Source organism: Moraxella sp. K02 (genome assembly GCF_041154755.1).
Lineage (GTDB): Bacteria > Pseudomonadota > Gammaproteobacteria > Pseudomonadales > Moraxellaceae > Faucicola.
Window position 1 is genome coordinate 155,151 of sequence record NZ_AP031590.1, and the last position, 19,714, is coordinate 174,864.

The following is a 19,714-nucleotide window of genomic DNA, read 5'->3' on the forward strand; positions in this document are numbered from 1 at the left end:
GAAAACCATGAATGCATTGCATAAAGGCTCATCCACCATTAGCATCAGTGAAGACCAAGCCTACCACACCGTGATTACTAGCGGCTTTGCATTGACTGACCGAGCCATTGACGACAGACGGCTTAAACACGCTTTAATGAGCGATACTTGCGGGGCGTTAGCGACATTTGAAGGCTGGGTACGTAATCACAATAACGCTCGCCCTGTTACCAAACTCACTTATTACGGCTACGAGCAACTGGCACTCAATCAAGGCAAAGAACTGATTGAACAAGCCAAAGCCCAGTTTGATATCGAAAACGCCATTGCCATACACCGTATTGGCGACCTTGCGATTGGTGAGATGGCAGTGTGGATTGGGGTGGTGGCTGCCCACCGTTATCCTGCGTTTGATGCGTGTCGTTGGCTACTAGATGCGATTAAAGCGGATATTCCTGTGTGGAAACAAGAATTTTATGCCGACAGTACTGAGAGTCTGTGGCTTTCTAATAATGGTTAACAAGCAATGACAACTACCGTATTAAGCGTGCTGTTTTTTATTTCTGCCTTGCTTTATTCATCAGTCGGGCATGGCGGTGCATCGGGTTATCTTGCGATGATGGGGTTAGTCGGCGTTGCGCCAAGTATGATGAAACCCACCGCATTATGTCTTAATATTTTGGTGTCAATCATTGCGTTTTGGCGATTTTATTCTGCAAAAAACTTTTCTTGGCAAATTTTTATTCCCCTTGCTATTACCGCGGTACCGATGGCGTTTATCGGGGGAATGACCCATTTACCCAGTCATTTATATAAGCCGATTGTTGGGACGGTACTGATTTTTTCGGCTATTTATTCATTTATCTTTGCCAAAAAACTCACTAGCGAGCAACCATTAAAACAGGTGTCAAAATGGATTTTGGCAATCATGGGGGCTATTTTAGGGTTGCTTTCGGGATTGACGGGAGTGGGCGGTGGTGTTTTTTTAAGTCCAATTTTATTGTTTAACCGTTGGGCAAGCCCTAAAATTGTCGCGGGTGTAGCGTCGGGGTTTATTTTGGTGAATTCAATTTCAGGCTTGTTTGGTGTGCTATCGACAGGGGCAAAACTGCCAAATCAACTACCAATCTGGCTTATAGCGGTGTGTGTAGGGGGTTTCATTGGCGCAACGTATGGTAGCAAACGCCTTGCCGACCCAATGCTCAATAAATTATTATCTCTCGTATTAGTCATTGCAGGGCTGAAAATGCTGGCAAATTTTTGACGGTTAGGTAGATACCAACCGCTGCATCTATCACCAACCTAAAAAAGTACCAACCTAAAAAATGCGATGAATTGCAACATTCATTCAATTCACCGCTTGCGCCATAAAAAAAACCCATTGCAGGGGAACATATAACGAAAACATACGAAAACAAACCCCAACAATCGAAAACATAAAATCCTTTACTATCAAGGCTTGCAAGGGTAATATGGCAATTATTGGTAAACAATCGACAACATTATAAGACGCAAAAAAGTGTGGTCAAAAGTGTGGTCAAGATTAGGGGTTAATTGTGGCAAGCATTAAAAGCGATAACCAAATCAAAAAAGCGATCAAGGATAGTGTGGGCAAAGATAAAGCCTATTATTCTATTGATGGTTATAAAGGCTTAAGAATACGCATAAGGGGCGATTATGTGGAATTTCAACACCGTTACACACACCCGCTAACAAAAAATAAAATCGAAATGACATTAGGCAACTATGCCAACGGATTTACACTAGAACAAGCCCGCCAAGCTCACCGTGATAATTTAGCCTTGTTAGAGCAGGGGATTGATCCTAAGACTAACCGGCAACAGGAAGTTAAGAAGCAAGCCTATGCAATGGACACCACATTTAAGGCCGTTGCAATGGATTGGCTAGATGAACAGACCAATAACCCTACCCATGTTCTAGCAGAGCAAACCCTTAAAAATTGGAATTTTCTTTTAGACCCGTTGTTAAAAGAGTTTGCAGACACGCCGATAAACACAATAAGCACCCCCCAGGTATTAAGACTACTTAAACAAGTGCAAAAAACGCATATTCAAAAGGGCAACCGAGTAAAGGGAATTGCAAGCCGTATTTTTGCCCATGCGGTTATCAATGGCTTGATAGAGCATAACCCCGTAACGGCAGTTAAAGAGGCTAGAGCCTTAAAGCCAACACGCCAAAAACATCACCCCGCTATTATTGACCCCCAAGAATTTAGCCTACTCCTAAAAGAAATAGACAGCTTGCCCGCTAGTGATAATTTCAATAAAGAGATATTGCAATTACTGGCCCTTACTTTTGCCCGCATTGGTGATATTTGCACTATGAAATGGGCTGATCTAGACCTGACCGCTAAACAGTGGGAATTTGAGCCACAAAAGGGCGTTAATCGGCATGATATGGTTGATAGCTTAGTAATACCTCTAGTACCGCAAACAATGGCCATTATTGAGCGTATGAAGCCAATAACAGGCGGTATGGAATACGTTTTTTATAATGGCAGACGAAAATCAAAACCTTTTGCAGATGGGCAACAAGTTAATAAATTGCTCAATAGTCAATCAATGAATAAGGCAGGCATAGGCAAGGATTTTTGCAATAGGGGTTATTTTGGGGTACATAGCCCGCATGGGTTTAGGGCAACTGCCAGGACCATGTTAGAGGAACGATTAAATTATGATTATCGCCTTATTGAAATGCAGTTAGGCCACAACGTGAGGGACGCTAACGGCAGGGCATACAACCGCGTTAAATGGCTTAATAAACGTCATGACATGATGGCCGCATGGGCAAACTACTTAGATGATCTCAAAGCGGGCAAGGTGGACAATATTATTTACCTGGATAAAGCCAAAGCCAACCAACAGGCGGTTAATGAGTAGGTGAACCATGAATAATACCCCAGCTATGAATGATACCTTGCCAGCATTGGACACCAAGCCCACCCCAAGCGGGCATATTTTGGTAATGACCCGGGAGGAAATAGACCAGTTAGGCGATATTTTGGACAATCCTTTTTTACCACTGAATGACTTACAACAGGCGTTATTTATGCGGGGTTATCGCTTGATTAGAGTTTAAGACCAGTTTTGCAAGGCTAGGGATAGCTACCCGAACGGCAGGCAACCGCACCAAGCCCGCCAACGCCTTGCACCTTTCTTTGTTCGGTGCGTATGGTGCGAGTGATGTTTAATGATGAAGATAAGACGTTAGAGTATATTTTAGGTAATCCAACCAACGAAGCAATATTTAAAAATTGTTTTAAGCCTATTTTTAGCGATGAAATTGAGTTTGAGAATATTGCAGTTGTTTATGATTTAGATACCTTTATATATCGAAAAATCAGAGAGCTATTAGAGAGCAAGGAGGCTATTTCATCTGATGATGTCATAAGTCTATATAAAAAATTTAAAATACCTAAACGTGTTTTAAATAACTTACTTAGTCAATTTGATATTGAAGATGATAGAGACTTAAAAGTAGCAATGGACATTGTTGAAGAATTGAAAAACATTATTTTTTTAAGAGAAATGGCACTGTTAGTTTATTTTCGCTGGAAACGAGCCTCTACATCAATTTTTTGTACTCAACTCGCTAATATCAAATACGCTAGATGGTCAGCTAGAGTTGATTATGAAAATCAATATAATGCTAATGAATCTCGTATGAAAACTAAAATTGCGCAGCAACGTTGGGGAAACAGAGTAGAAGAACAAAAAGCTTTTTACCTAAGTTTATATGAAAAAAGGTGTCTAGAGTTAAATAAGAAACTTGCTGCGACTTCTGTAGCGGAATGGATAGCTAGTCATCATAATAATTATAAAATTACTTATGAAAGAATTCTTGAACTTCTAAGAGAGGCGGTTAGAGAGAATAAAAAGTAGGTATTACGCCGTAAACCCTAGTATTTAAAAAGCAGTTATATCCCAATAAAAATTCCTAAACATTACACTTCCTTTAGCAACATTCGATATCAAACCCCGAATAAACACTAAAGGAGTTAATGCAATGCCAGTAAAAACCAAAACCCCGCAACAAGTGGAAAACACGCCAGCCGAAAAGGTGACAGGCGAGCCACTACCCACCTTTACCGACCTTGCCAACAACCCCAAAGGCATAACCAGCCGTAGCACCGTAGCAAAGCTACTGGAAATCCACGTTTTGACGCTCACACGTTGGATTAAGGCGGACAAGTTTGTAAAACCTATCACCATTGGTAATGCCCATTATTTTAGAAATAGCGAGTTAATCGACTATTTAGACAATAAGACAGCATAAGGGGCAAACCATGACAAACAACACCCCAAGCCCAAACGATACTAAAACGCACAAACGCTTATTACTTGCTGATTTAATGGCGGGCAACCGTAGGACACCTTTAGAAGTATTAGACTTATTCGGTTGCATGAGTGCCTCACAACGCTATGGCGATTTAAGGCGAGATGATGGCATACCCATTCAAAGCCAATTTATCAAACTACCAAATGGCAAGCGAATAAAAGAATATTGGCTAGAGCCTAGTTATATCCAAGCGATAACAGGGGCATGACATGAAATACCAGTTGAATCAATTATCCGACAGTTTAGAAGATTTACTGCACCAAGCCGAATTTATGGCGAATCATGCAATGAATAATCATCTTAACCCTGAACAGATAGAAAATGAGTTCGATATCTTGACTGCTCAAATATGGGACATACAAGAACAGGTCAAGGCATTGAATGAGCCATCACAGGATAACCAAAAGGCGGGCGAGATATGAGCCTATATCCTGATATCGAGCCCATAAACCCGAATGATGATTATTTTGTAGTAATGAATAATGAGCCGATACAACCAGCGAATACCGATATATTCATGGATTACTGGACAGCCGAAACCGTTGTAGAGTTTTTACAAGCCGTGAACCCTAATCAAGTATTCAGTATTAAAAGGGCAGTATTTATAGAGCCACCACAACAGGCAATTTTAAGGGTTTTAACATGAGTCGATATAAACATACCACTCAACACCCAAACAAGCTACAACGTGCTATCCGTGGGCAGGATATTGGCAAGATTAGGGGAAAGTTGGGCGAGATTATCCAAAAAATCAATATCGCTATTTTATTGTTGATAGTTTTGGTAGTGATTACCCAATGTCAGCCAGTGGAAGCAAGCAACAAAATAGGAAATAAACCACTATTTTATGCAACAAAACAGGCAATTCGGGGGAATTATCAAAAAGCTTGTATCCCTTGCCAGTCAAGGGGTGGAGCGTGCAACAAACATCAACTCATGCAACAGAATTTGTGCAAAATGCACCAAAAAACTTTAGAGAGCAATCATCAAAAATGAAAGCAAAAAATACTATTTTTAAAAATGGCTTGAACATGAAAAAGGGCATTATCCTTTTACAGATAACGCCCCAAGTCACACCACATGACCTTATGGAAATAATAGCATGAGTAAAATTTTAAGACTATTAAATATTGGTGAATTTAATTCACTTAAGAATAGCTTGCCATTGGTGGCAGGCATGATGGACAATAGAGACCTCTCTAATAAAACCCACAACGGCAAGCCAAGCCGTTACTCATTGGCTTTTTTTGTGCCTAAATTTTGGAAAGCCTCTCAAGCGAACCAAGATAAAGACACAACCCACCGCCCCAAATCAACAGGGGCGAACCGTCATATCATGCCAGCATTGGCAATCAGCTATGACGGGTTTACACAGCCTAATACAACAGCCGTATGGCGAATAAGCTGGGATAGCCTTGTGGGGCTATTAGAGATGAACCCGTCACCCTATTGCATAGCAGTAAGGTTAATTTCTCTAATCAAAAAACCACAGGAGGGCATTTTTCATGCCTAGTTTAACTACTTCACCACGTCACAATGACGAAATCCAAAGCAGCCAACGCAAAAATGCACTTGCCCACAGTGCGACCGATACCACAGCTCACACGCCAGCCCAAGACGAAAAGCCGTTATATATTCCTAGCTATTGGGAACGCAAAGACGGTTACTTTAAAGATGGCGTATTTCATAAGCCTAGCTATGAAATTTTTAACAATGGTGAACCGTTAGAGCCATTAGGCGTATCGTTTGGTTATCGCTATGAAGTTGCTAACCATATCTTAATGCACCTACAAGCCGTATCAACTGATAACTTCATTATCAAGCCTATTTCATGGCAGCCCATGAATGATTATAACGTGATGATGGAGGGCAAGGCATGAACCAGTTAATCACATTCGACCCTCAAGCAATCAAGCAATTAGATGGGCTTTATTGTCTTAATGACTTGCACCGCATGGCGGGAGGGCATAAAAAAGACACCCCAAGCCGATTTATCCGGCTGGATAAAACGCAGGAATTAATACAAGCCTTTAACCGCCAGTATCAAAAAATGGGTTCTGACCCCCACAACCCATTAATGGGTTCTGAACAAGTGCTAAGAGTAATAAACGGTGGCGATATGCAAGGCGTGTATGCTTGCAAGCCTTTAATGTTTGCATATACCGCATGGCTAGACGCTGATTTTCACGCAGTAGTCTATAAGGTATTTGATAAGGTTTTAACAGGGCAAACTAGAACGACCAATCACACCGCTCAAATTAACCAGCTATGCCATGAGCTAAAAAGCATCACCCAGCTATTAACTTTTTGTGGGCGAAACCTTGCTTTGCATGGCAAACAAACCAAACCTCAAATGCTCAAAGACTTAAACCAACTAATAGAACAACAGCAACCCCAACTTAATTTTGGAGGTGCGAGCCATGAATAAACAAGCCCGCAAAATTGGCAAAAATAAGGGGCGTAAAGCCCTTTATTTCTCTAAGTGGTATTACACCAGCACTCACCGCCAAAAAGCCAATAAACGCCAAGCTATGAGTAATGGGAGGCTATCAAAATGAATAATTCAGCCATATCAAAAAATACAAATAAAGCCTTTCATGAATTTATCAAAGGACAGCCAACGGCAAGTTATGAAACCTACCAGCATAACCCCGCATTGGTGAACCTTGCCCACTGTATCGGTAAAGATAAATTGCTTTTTATTGATAGTAATATCACCGTGGACCACACCGAACAGCCTACCGCCAATAGCATAGGCGTTATATTATTTGATGAGCATTACCAGCCGTCTAACCTTGCCATATTCCCATTGGACAATACAGAGCCATTCCCGTTACACGGCTTAGAAAATGATTGTTTTATATTGGGCAATGGCGGGCAAGTGGTGGCAGTCGCAAATATTGATACTGCTATCGAGCTATACCCCTATTTAACAATCAATGGCGAATACTCACTGATTGCACCATTGAAGGATTGGCAGTTTGAGCGCATGGTTAAAGCCCACGCCAGCCACAGCCAAGTAACCCTATTCACCGATTACCCCACAGGCAAGCAACTGGAAACCACATTCAAGGGGTATAACGTGCGATTGGTGGCAACAGTGGACACGATAACCGATTTAGTTATCAGTTATTCATTAGATGAAATCATCAACGACCCAAACAAAGAGCCAGCCTTGCAAACTAAGGTCAAGGAATTAAACGGCATTGAATGGGGCGAGCCCGAACCGCTAAGACAGAAAGTAATATTCAAGAACCCTTACCCATTGGGCGCATTTAATGGCGTTTTGGGTGAAGCGGTGCAGGCAATCGCCTATTATGCCCAAGTACCCTTATCAATCGCAGGTCAAGCGGTTCTAGGTGCGTTATCCACTTTAGGGCAAGGCTATGTTAATGCCCCTATGGGCTATGAGCATAAGCCAGCAAGCCTATTTTTGCTTACTGAAGCCGAAAGCACCGCAGGCAAAACCCAAGCCAGCCGATTAGCTTACTATGCGATACACCAACATGAAAAAATGCAATATAAGGCTTTTATTGAAGCGATAGACGAATGGCAAACCCAAAAAGATAGCCTAAAAGGTAAAGAGCGAGCCGAATTTATCGCAAGCGAACCCCAGCCACAAAACCCAAACACCACTGTAAGAGATATCACCATTGAAGCCTTATTAGATAAATTCATCATAGGCGATTGTAAAAACCTATCTTTATCCAGTGATGAAGCAGGGCAATTTTTTGGTGGGCATACCATGAAATCAGACACGGTGAGCAATGCCCTATCTAGCCTTACTACTCTATGGAGTGATGGCAGAGCCAACCGAGAGCGCAGTATTAAGAGCCAATACGGAACGCCAAAAACTACCGCCTATGATGTTAGATTAACGATTGATTTAGCAGGGCAACGGGCGATTATTGAGCCAGCGTTAAACGATAGCTTAATGAATGGACAAGGCTTTTTAGCAAGGTTTTTAATATCTTGTGAACCGTCATTAATTGGTGAACGTGACTGGAACAGTGAACAGCGATTAAACGCCAACCCATACACAGATCAACGATTAATTACTTTTTGGCAACGGTGCAACTGTTTGCTTGACCCCTTGCCAACTGAACGCCTAGACGAGCGTTTTAACCTACCTTTTGGCATTGGTGCAAAAAAACTATTGGCAGACTATCAGCAATCGGTAGAACACCGCCAAAAGCAAGGCAAGCAATTAGAGTATTTACGAGCATTTGCGGGGCGTATGGCTGAAAATGCCACCCGCATAGCCACCCTTTTTGCTTACTTTGATAATCAAAAGGCGTTAAATGTAGAGTATTTAGAACGGGCTTTTTTATTGGTGGAATACTCTATTAATGAGCGTTTGAGATATGCAGAAATCCAAACCCAAGATAAAAACGACACTGAAAAATTAATAGAGTGGATAATCAGCAAGGCAACAGGCAAAAACCCACCTATGCTCAACAAGTCATTCATTAGTCAAAATGCACCAACCGCCCTAAGGGGTAAAAAGCTAGACGTTTTATTATGTGATTTAGAAAGTATGGGTTATTTAAGGATTGAGCAACAAGAACGTAAAAAGCTAGTTTTTATCAATCCAATTTTATTCAAATAAAAATATAAACCTTAGAAAATTAGCTAATTTAGCTAAACTTGGCTGAACGCTAGATATATCAAGGTTTGTGGTTTAGCTAGAACCTTAGCTAAAGCCCGCTAAAGTAGCTAAACTTCAGCTAAACAAGCCAAATATAAGGGAACTTTAGCGCAACTTTAGCTACTTTAGCTATCCTTAGCTAGACATACCGCTAACCTAGAACCCAGTAATAGCAAGGCTTAACGGCAACTTTAGCTACTTTAGCTAGTTTTCTAGAAATATATATTTATTTCACCACGAAAAGGAATGTTTCAACATGAGTAAGTTTAAACCAGTATATAAAAATGAGTGGGGTAAGTTTGAAGCCTATTTATCACAGGATAAACAGCATTTAAGCCTTAAGACAGCATACCCCGCCCCAAATACACGGGGCGAAATAGGCTATTCATTAAACATGGGGTTAACTGATTGCCCACATTTCCCCAAAGATGGCAGTTATGACGGGGTACAAATAAACCTATTTTTTAAAGATAGAGATTTTGGGCAACTGATTTATTTAGAGATGGGCTTTAACCAGCTTGAGGCATTAAGACAGCATTTAAATGACTGGCATAATGATAGGGTTAATTATGGCAAGGTTAAAGAGTAACTAGCCATTGGCAGGCATGATGGGGGTATGGTGATTTTACGACACCCCTTTTTTATTACCCCATATCGCCACGTTACGCCATTGGATAGATAACCATAGCACCAATAATTATAGCCCCTATATATCGCATATATTGAGCACGTGGAGTATGGTTTTGCGAAGTAAAAAAAAGGATATTAAGTAGTACCTACTAGTGAAAAGTAAATTGAATTACTTAACATTCCTAGTCCTTACTTAATATCCAAGGTCAAATATAACAAAATAATTCTTTAAATGAAATATAGGTTTGCACCAAATTAGATGTTATTGATTGCGAAATAATTACCCTAAGATTTTTTTACCCTTGCCCAAGTATGGACAGGGGTATTTTTTCGCAGTTACAAAAATAGTTTAAGTCAGAAAAGGGCAAGCGGAATTGCGAAAGTGTGGTCAAAAGTGTGGTCAAATTTCATATTAATTTTAATAAGTATATATATATCAATGGTTTAAGAGAATAAAAAAAACCCATTGCAGGAGGTGAGCAATGGGCTGAGGAAAAGCACAAGTAAGTGTTAAAAGTCCGAAAATTTTTGACAATAAACGCGGTTTATCAAAATTGTCCAAGTACTATATTGATAAAAAAATTCGCAAGTTGATACGCTATGATGAATGAATTGGGTAAAAAATAGTTAAATTTCAATCACCTAACAACAGCAAAATTTGCTAATAGCGAAATAATTCTTATTATTGTTATTATTATTTCGTTGTCGGACGTTATCATAGCAATAAAAGTCTAAATTTTTGACTAGCTAATTACACCTTGTTACTTTTGAAGTGTTTTTTATACAATGACATATTTGGTAAAAAATACCATAAAATCAATACGGTAAAGCCGCTTATTTGTTGATAAGTATGACAAAAACGAGCATTATGGGCAAAAAATAATGACATTAATTTGAGAACCGTTATAATTATTTCAACTAAAATTAGCGTTACGCCGCGCCTTACAACAAGAATGAACGAAAAATCCCATGACCGATAAGCCAGTGACCGACGAGACAGCCAACCCCTCTGTTGCCTCGGGCAGTATTTTTAACTTGCCTAACAACTTGACCATTGCGCGCATCGTGATGATTCCACTGTTTGTGGCGATTGCTTATTGGCCGCCTGCGATGGGGATTGGGCAGAGCGCCATTAGTGACAATGCAATTGCCAACATCGGCATGTATCAGTTTAGCGATAGCCTACTACGCCATTTTTTATTGACAGCCGTATTTATTTTGGCGGCAATTACCGATTGGTTAGATGGCTACTTTGCTCGCAAGCTCAATATGACATCGGCATTTGGGCGGTTTCTTGACCCTGTGGCGGATAAATTGATGGTTGCTGCTGCGTTAATTATTTTGGTGCAGTGGCATCCTGATATTGTCATGGCGATTTCAGCGATTGTTATCATCTCACGGGAGATTGCCGTCTCAGCCTTGCGTGAGTGGATGGCAGAGCTGGGCAATCGTACCAGCGTTGCAGTGTCATATGTGGGCAAGATGAAAACCACTTTTCAAATGGTGGCGATTACGGTATTACTACTCAATTGGGAATCACTTGAAATGACGGGATATTTACTATTGGTCATTTCAGTGGTGTTGACGTTATGGTCAATGTTTATTTATCTAAAAGCGGCATGGCCCTATCTAAAACAGCCCTAATTGATAACTTTAAAAAAAGCTAATGACGTTAAAAAAATGGATTATTCTAAAAAATTGTTAGTTCAGAATTTACCATAAAAAACCCCAGTTAAAAACTGGGGTTGTATTTTTTTAAAGCCAATAATTAAAACGTCACGGAGTGGTTTTCACCCATATTTTCTGCAGTTTTACCTTCTTGGACAGCCGCGGATACCATCTTAAACATGTCCACCACCGTATTACCGCTTAGCCAATACTGCGCACCGTTACATTCAATGCAAATCACTTGCACGTTAGGATCTTCTTTGCCTTTTTCATAGAACGCCGCATAAATTGGGCTCCAAAGCTCATCTAGTTTGGCTTTGTCATTAACTAGCTTAGCCGTACCGTTGATAGATACAAAGTCTTTTTGGTCGCTTGAGGTATAGGATAAGTTGACTTGTGGGTTTTTTTCCAAGTCTTCGATAGTTTCTGATTTACGATCGCCGATGAACCAAATTTTACCATTTTCTAATTCATTTTTATTGGTGGTCATTGGGCACGCATGTAAATGTTTTTCGTCTGCAGTAATGGTGGTCATCATTGCATATTTGACGCCTTTAATCACTTTATTAATATTTTCAATATGTTGCTCTTTGGTGAGATCTGCCATGAGAATGTCCTTGTTATTATATGGTTATTATACGTCTCGAATTTACTACTAAAAAATTTATTGCTAACTGGTTAAAAAGTTACGCTAAAACTGGGTTAAAGTCATTAACTTGGCCGATAATATCGGCTTTTGTTATTTAAGTCTGTCGAAAAGCTGCAAATAAATGGTATAAAACCGTTAACGATGTTATCGCAAGGTAACGCAATTGAAAGGTACTTTATAAAAAACACAGGGTAAAATCACAGTCTATCGCCATCAAGACAAGTGATACGCCCGTGGGTTTAATGCTATAATAGCCGCAAATTTTTCTGTTATTTTCCCAACTTTTCCCAAAGCAAGCGGAACTTTCTATGACTATCATCGCTGGACACCCATTTTTAACCGATTTTCAAACCACCAAACTGCTAAATTCCCTTAGCCAAAAAACCAATCTCAAAATCACTCACTTAAAAAGCCAGCAAGTTTATATTTTTTCTAAAGATTTGGCAGAACACGATTATAAGAAAGCGATAGATTTGCTCAATCATGGTGACGAAATCGCGCTCAATCAAGCAAGCCAAGGTGAGAATCAAAATGAAAACCAAGAGGCGCTGCAAATTATCGTCAGCCCACGTTTTGGTACGATTAGCCCTTGGGCAAGTAAAGCGACGGATATTTTTAATAATTGTGAGATAGCGATTGAACGTGTTGAGCGCTTGGTGGTGTACACGCTCATCGGCGAAAATTTGCCTGAAAAGCTACCGCATGATATCGAGATGATGTTGTACGACCGCATGACCCAAAGCCTATTTTATGACTTGGCAAAGGCTCAGCACTTATTCGATGACCACGAGCCAGCACCGCTCAACCATGTCGATGTGATGGGCAAAGGGCGTGAGGCGTTAGAGTCGGCGAACCGTGAGTTTGGTTTTGCGTTATCGAGCCAAGATATTGACTACTTGATGGATGCCTACGTCAATGAACTCAAACGCAATCCGACCGATGTTGAGCTCATGATGTTTGCCCAAGCCAACTCGGAGCATTGCCGCCACAAGATTTTTAATGCTCAATGGACGATTGATGGCGAAGTACAGCCAAAATCCTTGTTTGGCATGATTAAAAATACCTTCGAGCAAAATCCCAACGACATTTTATCCGCCTATAAAGACAATGCCGCGGTGGTAAAAGGGCATGAAGGGCAGCGTTTTTATCCGCTATTAAACAGCGACAACAATCATTTAGCATACGATTTTCACCAAGAGCCGATTGATATCTTGATGAAAGTAGAAACCCACAATCACCCAACGGCGATTGCACCGTATGCAGGCGCGGCGACAGGCTCGGGCGGGGAAATCCGTGACGAGGGCGCGACAGGTCGTGGCGGTAAACCCAAAGCAGGCTTGGCAGGATTCCATGTGTCGCATTTGCAGCTGCCTGATATGCCAGAAAAATGGGAGCACAGCGGAAAAGTCTCCACGGCTGACTACGGCAAGCCCGCGCGTATGGCGTCTGCATTAGAAATCATGACCCAAGCACCGCTTGGTAGTGCGGCGTTTTCCAATGAATTTGGTCGTCCAAATCTGGTCGGTTATTTTCGCTCATTTCAATTGGATACCTCAATAGACCAAGATGGCAGCCAAATGCGGGGCTATCACAAACCTATTATGATTGCCGGTGGTTACGGTAATATCAAACGCAATTTGGTGGAAAAAAATCCGATTCAGCAAGGCGATTTGCTGATTGTGCTAGGGGGTCCTGCCATGCAAATCGGCTTGGGCGGCGGCGCGGCAAGTTCGGTGGATAGTGGTGAGCTTGATGAAGGCTTGGATTTTGCGTCCGTGCAACGTGACAATGCCGAGATGGAACGCCGCTGTCAAGAAGTCATTGACCGCTGTTGGGCAATGGCGGGAAACCAACCAGATGAAGATAACAATCCGATTGTGTCGATTCATGACGTGGGGGCAGGTGGCTTATCAAATGCCATGCCCGAGCTTGTGAATGACCACGAACTTGGGGCGGTGTTAAACTTGCGTAAAGTGCCGTCGCTTGAGCATGGTATGTCGCCAATGGCGATTTGGTCAAATGAAGCCCAAGAGCGTTACGTATTGGCAATCCGTCCACAGAGCCGTGAGCTATTTGATAGTATCTGTGAGCGTGAGCGTTGCCCGTATGCGATTTTGGGTGAAGCGACTGACGTGCGTGAGTTGGTGGTCAATGACCCACTACTCAACACCAAAGGCGACCAACAACCGGTCGATATGCCCCTACAAGTGCTACTCGGTGGCACGCCAAAAATGCAGCGTAGCTTTAGCCGTAGCACGCCAGATTTGACAGCGTTAAACCTTGATAAAGTCGATTTGGCTGAAGCGGTCAAAGACGTGCTGCGTCACCCCACAGTTGCCAGTAAATCTTTCTTAATCAGCATTGGTGATCGTTCCATCACGGGTATGGTAGTACGTGACCAATATGTTGGACGTTACCAAGTGCCAGTGGCGGACTGTGCTGTTACCGCTTCTGCTCTCATCCCTGTCGATGGCAAACCGATGACAGGCGAGGCCATGAGTATGGGTGAGCGTACCCCAGTTGCTTTGATTAATCCTGCGGCATCTGCGCGCCTTGCGGTCGCTGAAGCCATTACCAATATCGCAGGGGCGAATATCGCCAAGTTATCAGACATTACCTTGTCGGCGAACTGGATGGCAGCCTGTGGTGAGGACAAAGAAGACCAAGCGTTGTTTGATGCGGTGTATGCCGTGGGCGAAGCGCTTTGTCCGGCACTTGGCATTGCCATTCCTGTGGGCAAAGATAGCTTGTCGATGCGGGCGAATTGGTCAGATGAGCAGGCAAACAAGTCCGTGGTGTCACCGATGTCGCTCGTTATCACTGCCTTTGCCCCTGTGCAAGATGTTACCAAAACCCTAACCCCAGAATTGCTAACCAGCTCGGCGCTTGGCGAAACCGCTTTTTATCGCTTAGACTTATCAAAAGGTCAGTTCCGCTTGGGTGGCTCAATCCTTGCCCAAACCCTAAGCCAACTGGGTGATACGTGCCCAGACTTGGATAATCCGCAAGATTTAATTAACTTTTTTAACTTTATCCAAGAAGCCAACAACCAAGGCTTAATCACGGCATATCATGACATTGGTGATGGCGGTTTGCTTGCCACCATCGCTGAAATGCAATTCACCAGTCGTCAAGGCGTAAAATTGGTGTTAACTGATGATAATTTACTCGGTCAGTTGTTTGCTGAGGAACTCGGTGCGGTGATTCAAGTTAAAACCCATCAAGTGGCTCAATTGCTAGCGCTTGCCGAAACCACAGGCGTCAGCGAGTTGTTAAGCCTAGTTGGTCAAAGCACCGATGAAGACAGTTTACTCATCCAAACGGCCACGCAAAATTTACGTTTTGAGCGTAGCGAGCTTGAGCAAGAATGGAGCAAAGTGGGCTACCATATCACCAAAAACCGTGACAACCCCGAATGCGTACAACAGGCCTTTGATTTGATTGGTGATAACTCACATCAAGGCTTAATTGCCCAAGCCAATTATGACTTAAATCAAGCGATTGAAGCCCCCTACATCAATAGCCGCACGGTGCAGCCTAAAGTCGCCATTTTGCGTGAGCAAGGCGTGAATGGTCAGCTAGAAATGGCGGCAGGCTTTAAACGCGCAGGACTAGAAGCCGTCGATGTGCATATGAGTGACTTGCTCAAAGGGCGTGTCAACTTGCGTGACTTTGATGGGCTGGTGGCTTGCGGCGGCTTTAGTTATGGCGATGTGCTTGGCGCTGGTGCTGGCTGGGCAAAATCGGTACTGTTCCATGACGAACTACGCATGCAATTTGTGCGATTCTTTACCCGACCAGAAACCTTCTCGCTTGGCGTGTGTAACGGCTGTCAGATGATGAGCCAGCTTAAAGACTTGATACCAGGCGCAGAAAATTTTCCCCGTTTTGTCGCCAATAAATCGGCACGGTTTGAAGCGCGCACGGTGAATGTGAAAATTGAACGTACCAAGTCGGTGCTGTTAAAAGGTATGCAAGAGAGCATTCTACCGATTGCTGTGGCACATGGCGAAGGCTTTGCGAGCTTGAGCGATACCGATATCGCAGGGATGAGCGCACATGGGCAAATTGTGATGCGTTATGTGGACAGTCTTGGCACAGCAACCGAGCATTATCCGCTCAATCCAAATGGCTCACCGCAAGGGGTGACAGGGATTTGTAGCACCGATGGGCGTGTGACCTTGATGATGCCACACCCAGAGCGCAATTTGATGGCATATAACCACAGCTGGAAGCCTAAAGCTTGGGACAATGACGGGGCGTGGATGCGGATGTTTAGAAATGCTCGGGCATTCTTAAGATAAAAGTTAAGATAAAAGTTAAGATAAAAGTTAACATAGTGGATTTTTTTATAAAAGGATGGCAAAAGCTATCCTTTTTTAATGACCTAACCCGACTTAATTAATAAAGGCTGGGTAATAAAGGCTGTCACGATAAAAACCTTGGCTCGGTCAAAAACTAGCAACAATTTACAAACAATACACGATAACAAGGAAAAACTATATGTTATAATAACTTAATCCTACATGGAATAAGTTAAGTTTCATTAACAATGTTTTGTAAGCCCATACAGTTTTTATAATATATCGAGGAAAATCCCATGAATAGCAAACTTTTAGTCACTACCGCTATCGCAGCGTTGTTAGCCACACAATTTGCCAACGCAGAATTAATTATCTCGCAAAACGGTGAAACGCAAAAAATTGGTGAAGCCGCAGCTCAATCTGCAGCGGTCACAAAAGCGCCTAAAACCGCCAAAGTAGAAAAAGTTAAGCCAAGCACTAGCACCAGCTACAAACTAGACCCAAACCACGCCAATGTACGTTTTGCCATTGATCATTTTGGTACGACCACCAATACCGGCGGATTTTACGGCTTAACCGGTGACATGGAATACAACCCTGCCAAGCGTATGGGCAGCATCAATGTTGATATTCCTATCAATAGTCTTGACACCGGTAACGAAAATTTTACCAATCATTTAAAATCAGCTGAATTCTTTAACGCTGAAAAATACCCAACGGCTAATTTTAAATCAACTAAATTCCATTTCAAAAATGGCAAAGTAACGAAAGTTGACGGTAATTTAACGCTATTGGGCAAAACCAACCCAGTCAGCCTAAAAGCCACCAAATTTAATTGCTACAACAGCCCAATGCTAAAAAATGCACAAGTATGTGGTGGTGATTTTGAGACTACCATTGACCGCACCAAATGGGGCATGGATACTTATGTCAAAATGGGTTTTGCTAAAGACGTCAAACTTAATATCCAAGTTGAAGCGGTACAGCAATAATTATTTAGCAAACAATCAAAGTAATCAAAAAGATCAGCGTTGGCTGGTCTTTTTTTATGGAACACTGATTGGCTGGTCTTTTTTTATGGAACACTGATAGGGCATCTTTCAACCAAACCGAGTAGGATTTGTGAGCGCGGTTTCATAGGGCTGCGGTTTGATACAAAACCATACAGCACTATACAAAACGTAAATTTACAGTAGTCACACATAGCTTCATAATTTCTCAAAAACCTAGACATCACTTTATTTAATTTATTTTTGAGGAAAACTTATGAAATCATTCAATACCACAGCAAAAAACACCGTATTAGCCGCAGCGTTAGTGGTGGGTTCTGCCAATTTAACCGGTTGTGGTTATAACGCTATGCAAGCGCAAGATGAGCAAATCAACGCCTCATGGTCAGAAGTAGTCAACCAGTATCAGCGCCGTGCTGACTTGATTCCAAACTTAGTCAAAGTTGTTGAGCGTTATGCCCAGCACGAACAAGCGACCTTAACCCAAGTCACACAAGCGCGTTCACAAGCGACGACTATCAATGTAAGTGCTGATGTGCTCAATGACCCAGCGGCTTTCCAACGCTATCAACAGGCGCAAGATCAATTGGGCAGTGCGTTATCGCGCTTGATGGCAGTGTCGGAGCGCTATCCTGACCTAAAAGCGGACAAACAATTCCAAGAATTGCAAGCACAGCTTGAAGGTACCGAAAACCGCATTGCCGTGGCACGTGGTCGTTATATCCAAGACGTTCAAACTTATAACACTACCGTACGTCAATTCCCAACCAATATTACCGCAAAAGTGTTTGGTATGCATACCCGCCCAAACTTTACTGTGGCTAATGAGGCGCAAATCTCCACTGCACCAACCGTTGATTTTGGCAATAGCAATACCAACACCGCAAATGCAGGCGGCCAGCCAGTGCAAAACAGTGGTAACACTGACAATGCCGGTGGTCAGCCTGTAAATAATTCGGCTACCGCGACAGCGAAACCATAATTCACCAGTGTTCACTGTATGGTTAAGGTTAATAGTTAAGAAGATTTTTTTAAATAGTCTGCCATCAGTCGGTGGCAGGCTCATTGGATAAGATTTGCATAAATTGCGAGATTGATTGTTTAAATTAATTTTTGAATTGATTACATCATCATAATAAAAAGATTGCATACTTTGAGGAAACACAGGTGTCATTGAATATTGTACAGACACAGCCCAATTTACCGCGCTCCCATAAACAGCCGCAAAAATTGTCATCTGGTTTTTTAGCCAAGCGGTTGCTATTAAGCACCTTCATTGCACTGACCATGGGCATTGGGCTTGCGATGCCTATGGCTTCCGTTGCAGAAACTGCCACAGCGACAGCCAATTCCGCAACCGTTACCGCTAAGCCCACACTACAAGATCATAGTGTTGAGGACATGGTTGCGATCGCCAAAACCGCACAAACCAATGAAGCGCTCAATGATGCTGTATTCAATAATGATGCAATTAAAGAGACGTTAGGCAATGATGCGCTGCCGATACCAGGTAATTCCCAAGGAACTGGCAATCAGACAAATAGCAATCAGGCAACAGCTACCGCCAATGCCCAGACGACTACGACACCCAAGCAATCAACCCAAGCCCCTGTCGCCGCTGACAAATTAATCCTAAATAACCCTGTCATAGATGAAGCAAAAATTCTATCGGCCAGTGATAAACAGGCGATTGAAACCAAACTGCGTAGTCTTAATGACCGCGGCTTGGCGCAAGCAGCCGTAGTCATTGTACCAACCACCAATGGCGAGGATATTTTTGACTATTCAATGAAAGTTGCTGATCGCTGGAAACTGGGCAAAAAAGACACCGATCAAGGTCTGTTGATGGTTATTGCTGTCAATGACCGTAAAATGTACATTTTAACAGGCTATGGTCTTGAAGGTACCATTCCTGATGCCGTCGCTAAACGCATTATTAGCGATGACATAACCCCAAGATTTAAACAAGGCGATTATGCCGGTGGTATCACAGCGGGGATTAATCGCATTGAAGAACGCTTGACGACTGATCCTGCTATTTTAAAGCAAGCTGATGCCAATCGAGTCAATACCAATAGTAATGCCCAGTCAAATCAAGAGGGCGGCATACCGCTTATCTTCCTAGGCTTTTTTGGCTTTGTCGCTGGTATGATTTTGACCAGTATATTAGGGCGTTTTTTTGGTTCTATTGCTACGGCAGGTGGCATTGTAACGCTGGGTACAATCTTTGGCGCAGGCTTACTGGGCAGTATATTTGTGGCATTTATTGTCTTTTTATTCTTACTCTTTCGAGGTGGTGGTCGCGGTGGCAGAGGCGGCGGTGGGGTTGTCTTCCTACCGGGTGGCGGCTTTGGCGGCGGTGGATTTGGTGGTGGCGGTTTTGGCGGCGGTGGATTTAGTGGCGGTGGTGGCGGCTTTGGGGGTGGCGGTGCTGGTGGCGACTGGTAGTCAGTAATCAGCTAGTTAT

The 19,714-nt window shown here is 42.6% G+C and carries 22 protein-coding genes; 21 read left to right on the forward strand and 1 reads right to left on the reverse strand.

The window, feature by feature from the left end; genetic code table 11:
- The first annotated feature begins 7 nt into the window (after positions 1–7).
- The 17 genes from ACAM39_RS00690 to pgsA all read left to right on the forward strand — a co-directional run bounded on the left by ACAM39_RS00690 (position 8) and on the right by pgsA (position 11,260).
- Positions 8–499: a molybdenum cofactor biosynthesis protein MoaE gene (locus ACAM39_RS00690; RefSeq protein ID WP_369627857.1), complete on the forward strand. Its 492-nt coding sequence runs from the start codon at positions 8–10 to the stop codon at positions 497–499.
- A gap of 6 nt (positions 500–505) precedes the next feature.
- Positions 506–1,243 (forward strand): sulfite exporter TauE/SafE family protein, encoded by a 738-nt coding sequence (locus ACAM39_RS00695; RefSeq protein ID WP_369627858.1) that lies wholly within the window; start codon positions 506–508, stop codon positions 1,241–1,243.
- Positions 1,244–1,535: 292 nt separating this feature from the next.
- Positions 1,536–2,879 carry a tyrosine-type recombinase/integrase gene (locus tag ACAM39_RS00700; protein ID WP_369627859.1) on the forward strand — a complete coding sequence of 448 codons (1,344 nt, stop codon included), beginning with the start codon at positions 1,536–1,538 and terminating at the stop codon, positions 2,877–2,879.
- Between the two features lie 7 nt (positions 2,880–2,886).
- Positions 2,887–3,078: a hypothetical protein gene (locus ACAM39_RS00705; RefSeq protein WP_065254020.1), complete on the forward strand. Its 192-nt coding sequence runs from the start codon at positions 2,887–2,889 to the stop codon at positions 3,076–3,078.
- Positions 3,079–3,182: 104 nt separating this feature from the next.
- A complete protein-coding gene (locus tag ACAM39_RS00710) occupies positions 3,183–3,881 on the forward strand; it encodes a hypothetical protein (RefSeq protein ID WP_369627860.1) in 699 nt (232 codons plus the stop codon).
- A 124-nt stretch (positions 3,882–4,005) separates the two neighbouring features.
- Complete coding sequence (locus ACAM39_RS00715) at positions 4,006–4,275, forward strand: helix-turn-helix domain-containing protein (RefSeq protein WP_369627861.1); 270 nt, start codon at positions 4,006–4,008, stop codon at positions 4,273–4,275.
- Positions 4,276–4,285: 10 nt separating this feature from the next.
- A complete protein-coding gene (locus tag ACAM39_RS00720; RefSeq protein ID WP_369627862.1) occupies positions 4,286–4,546 on the forward strand; it encodes a hypothetical protein in 261 nt (86 codons plus the stop codon).
- Position 4,547: 1 nt separating this feature from the next.
- Positions 4,548–4,760: a hypothetical protein gene (locus ACAM39_RS00725; RefSeq protein ID WP_369627863.1), complete on the forward strand. Its 213-nt coding sequence runs from the start codon at positions 4,548–4,550 to the stop codon at positions 4,758–4,760.
- On the forward strand, positions 4,757–4,984 hold the full coding sequence (locus ACAM39_RS00730; RefSeq protein WP_369627864.1) for a hypothetical protein: 228 nt from the start codon (positions 4,757–4,759) through the stop codon (positions 4,982–4,984). Before ACAM39_RS00725 ends, ACAM39_RS00730 begins: the two co-directional genes overlap by 4 nt.
- Positions 4,981–5,334 carry a hypothetical protein gene (locus tag ACAM39_RS00735; RefSeq protein ID WP_369627865.1) on the forward strand — a complete coding sequence of 118 codons (354 nt, stop codon included), beginning with the start codon at positions 4,981–4,983 and terminating at the stop codon, positions 5,332–5,334. The genes ACAM39_RS00730 and ACAM39_RS00735 overlap by 4 nt, the downstream gene beginning before the upstream one ends.
- A gap of 106 nt (positions 5,335–5,440) precedes the next feature.
- The gene (locus ACAM39_RS00740) at positions 5,441–5,851 is read left to right on the forward strand and encodes a hypothetical protein (protein ID WP_369627866.1); all 411 of its coding nucleotides are present in this window, start codon (positions 5,441–5,443) and stop codon (positions 5,849–5,851) included.
- A complete protein-coding gene (locus ACAM39_RS00745) occupies positions 5,844–6,218 on the forward strand; it encodes a hypothetical protein (protein ID WP_369627867.1) in 375 nt (124 codons plus the stop codon). Before ACAM39_RS00740 ends, ACAM39_RS00745 begins: the two co-directional genes overlap by 8 nt.
- On the forward strand, positions 6,215–6,766 hold the full coding sequence (locus ACAM39_RS00750; protein ID WP_369627868.1) for a KilA-N domain-containing protein: 552 nt from the start codon (positions 6,215–6,217) through the stop codon (positions 6,764–6,766). Before ACAM39_RS00745 ends, ACAM39_RS00750 begins: the two co-directional genes overlap by 4 nt.
- Positions 6,759–6,896: a hypothetical protein gene (locus ACAM39_RS00755; RefSeq protein WP_369627869.1), complete on the forward strand. Its 138-nt coding sequence runs from the start codon at positions 6,759–6,761 to the stop codon at positions 6,894–6,896. The genes ACAM39_RS00750 and ACAM39_RS00755 overlap by 8 nt, the downstream gene beginning before the upstream one ends.
- Positions 6,893–8,947, forward strand: coding sequence for a DUF3987 domain-containing protein (locus ACAM39_RS00760; protein ID WP_369627870.1), 2,055 nt, complete (start codon positions 6,893–6,895; stop codon positions 8,945–8,947). Before ACAM39_RS00755 ends, ACAM39_RS00760 begins: the two co-directional genes overlap by 4 nt.
- Positions 8,948–9,242: 295 nt before the next feature.
- Positions 9,243–9,575: a hypothetical protein gene (locus tag ACAM39_RS00765; RefSeq protein WP_369627871.1), complete on the forward strand. Its 333-nt coding sequence runs from the start codon at positions 9,243–9,245 to the stop codon at positions 9,573–9,575.
- Positions 9,576–10,585: 1,010 nt separating this feature from the next.
- Positions 10,586–11,260, forward strand: coding sequence for a CDP-diacylglycerol--glycerol-3-phosphate 3-phosphatidyltransferase (pgsA, locus tag ACAM39_RS00770; protein WP_369627872.1), 675 nt, complete (start codon positions 10,586–10,588; stop codon positions 11,258–11,260).
- 124 nt (positions 11,261–11,384) lie between these two features.
- Here pgsA and ACAM39_RS00775 read toward each other — a convergent pair whose 3' ends face one another.
- Entirely contained in the window at positions 11,385–11,891 is a 507-nt protein-coding gene (locus ACAM39_RS00775; protein ID WP_369627873.1) for a pyridoxamine 5'-phosphate oxidase family protein, read from the reverse strand.
- 350 nt (positions 11,892–12,241) lie between these two features.
- On the opposite strand from ACAM39_RS00775, the gene purL reads away from it, so the two are divergent.
- From purL to ACAM39_RS00795, 4 genes are all read left to right on the forward strand, one after another.
- Positions 12,242–16,237 (forward strand): phosphoribosylformylglycinamidine synthase, encoded by a 3,996-nt coding sequence (purL, locus tag ACAM39_RS00780; RefSeq protein WP_369627874.1) that lies wholly within the window; start codon positions 12,242–12,244, stop codon positions 16,235–16,237.
- Positions 16,238–16,533: 296 nt separating this feature from the next.
- Positions 16,534–17,229: a YceI family protein gene (locus tag ACAM39_RS00785; RefSeq protein ID WP_369627875.1), complete on the forward strand. Its 696-nt coding sequence runs from the start codon at positions 16,534–16,536 to the stop codon at positions 17,227–17,229.
- Positions 17,230–17,503: 274 nt separating this feature from the next.
- A complete protein-coding gene (locus tag ACAM39_RS00790) occupies positions 17,504–18,229 on the forward strand; it encodes a LemA family protein (RefSeq protein WP_369627876.1) in 726 nt (241 codons plus the stop codon).
- A 185-nt stretch (positions 18,230–18,414) separates the two neighbouring features.
- Positions 18,415–19,695: a TPM domain-containing protein gene (locus tag ACAM39_RS00795; RefSeq protein WP_369627877.1), complete on the forward strand. Its 1,281-nt coding sequence runs from the start codon at positions 18,415–18,417 to the stop codon at positions 19,693–19,695.
- Positions 19,696–19,714 lie beyond the last annotated feature (19 nt).

Coding starts and splice junctions, on each gene's coding strand:
- ACAM39_RS00730 (WP_369627864.1), top strand. CDS start 4,757: ATGAGCCTATATCCTGATATCGAGCCCATAAACCCGAATGATGATTAT.
- ACAM39_RS00740 (WP_369627866.1), top strand. CDS start 5,441: ATGAGTAAAATTTTAAGACTATTAAATATTGGTGAATTTAATTCACTT.
- ACAM39_RS00775 (WP_369627873.1), bottom strand. CDS start 11,891: ATGGCAGATCTCACCAAAGAGCAACATATTGAAAATATTAATAAAGTG.
- ACAM39_RS00790 (WP_369627876.1), top strand. CDS start 17,504: ATGAAATCATTCAATACCACAGCAAAAAACACCGTATTAGCCGCAGCG.
- ACAM39_RS00715 (WP_369627861.1), top strand. CDS start 4,006: ATGCCAGTAAAAACCAAAACCCCGCAACAAGTGGAAAACACGCCAGCC.
- ACAM39_RS00755 (WP_369627869.1), top strand. CDS start 6,759: ATGAATAAACAAGCCCGCAAAATTGGCAAAAATAAGGGGCGTAAAGCC.
- ACAM39_RS00750 (WP_369627868.1), top strand. CDS start 6,215: ATGAACCAGTTAATCACATTCGACCCTCAAGCAATCAAGCAATTAGAT.
- ACAM39_RS00695 (WP_369627858.1), top strand. CDS start 506: ATGACAACTACCGTATTAAGCGTGCTGTTTTTTATTTCTGCCTTGCTT.
- ACAM39_RS00710 (WP_369627860.1), top strand. CDS start 3,183: ATGTTTAATGATGAAGATAAGACGTTAGAGTATATTTTAGGTAATCCA.
- ACAM39_RS00745 (WP_369627867.1), top strand. CDS start 5,844: ATGCCTAGTTTAACTACTTCACCACGTCACAATGACGAAATCCAAAGC.
- ACAM39_RS00690 (WP_369627857.1), top strand. CDS start 8: ATGAATGCATTGCATAAAGGCTCATCCACCATTAGCATCAGTGAAGAC.
- pgsA (WP_369627872.1), top strand. CDS start 10,586: ATGACCGATAAGCCAGTGACCGACGAGACAGCCAACCCCTCTGTTGCC.
- purL (WP_369627874.1), top strand. CDS start 12,242: ATGACTATCATCGCTGGACACCCATTTTTAACCGATTTTCAAACCACC.
- ACAM39_RS00760 (WP_369627870.1), top strand. CDS start 6,893: ATGAATAATTCAGCCATATCAAAAAATACAAATAAAGCCTTTCATGAA.
- ACAM39_RS00725 (WP_369627863.1), top strand. CDS start 4,548: ATGAAATACCAGTTGAATCAATTATCCGACAGTTTAGAAGATTTACTG.
- ACAM39_RS00765 (WP_369627871.1), top strand. CDS start 9,243: ATGAGTAAGTTTAAACCAGTATATAAAAATGAGTGGGGTAAGTTTGAA.
- ACAM39_RS00720 (WP_369627862.1), top strand. CDS start 4,286: ATGACAAACAACACCCCAAGCCCAAACGATACTAAAACGCACAAACGC.
- ACAM39_RS00785 (WP_369627875.1), top strand. CDS start 16,534: ATGAATAGCAAACTTTTAGTCACTACCGCTATCGCAGCGTTGTTAGCC.
- ACAM39_RS00705 (WP_065254020.1), top strand. CDS start 2,887: ATGAATAATACCCCAGCTATGAATGATACCTTGCCAGCATTGGACACC.
- ACAM39_RS00735 (WP_369627865.1), top strand. CDS start 4,981: ATGAGTCGATATAAACATACCACTCAACACCCAAACAAGCTACAACGT.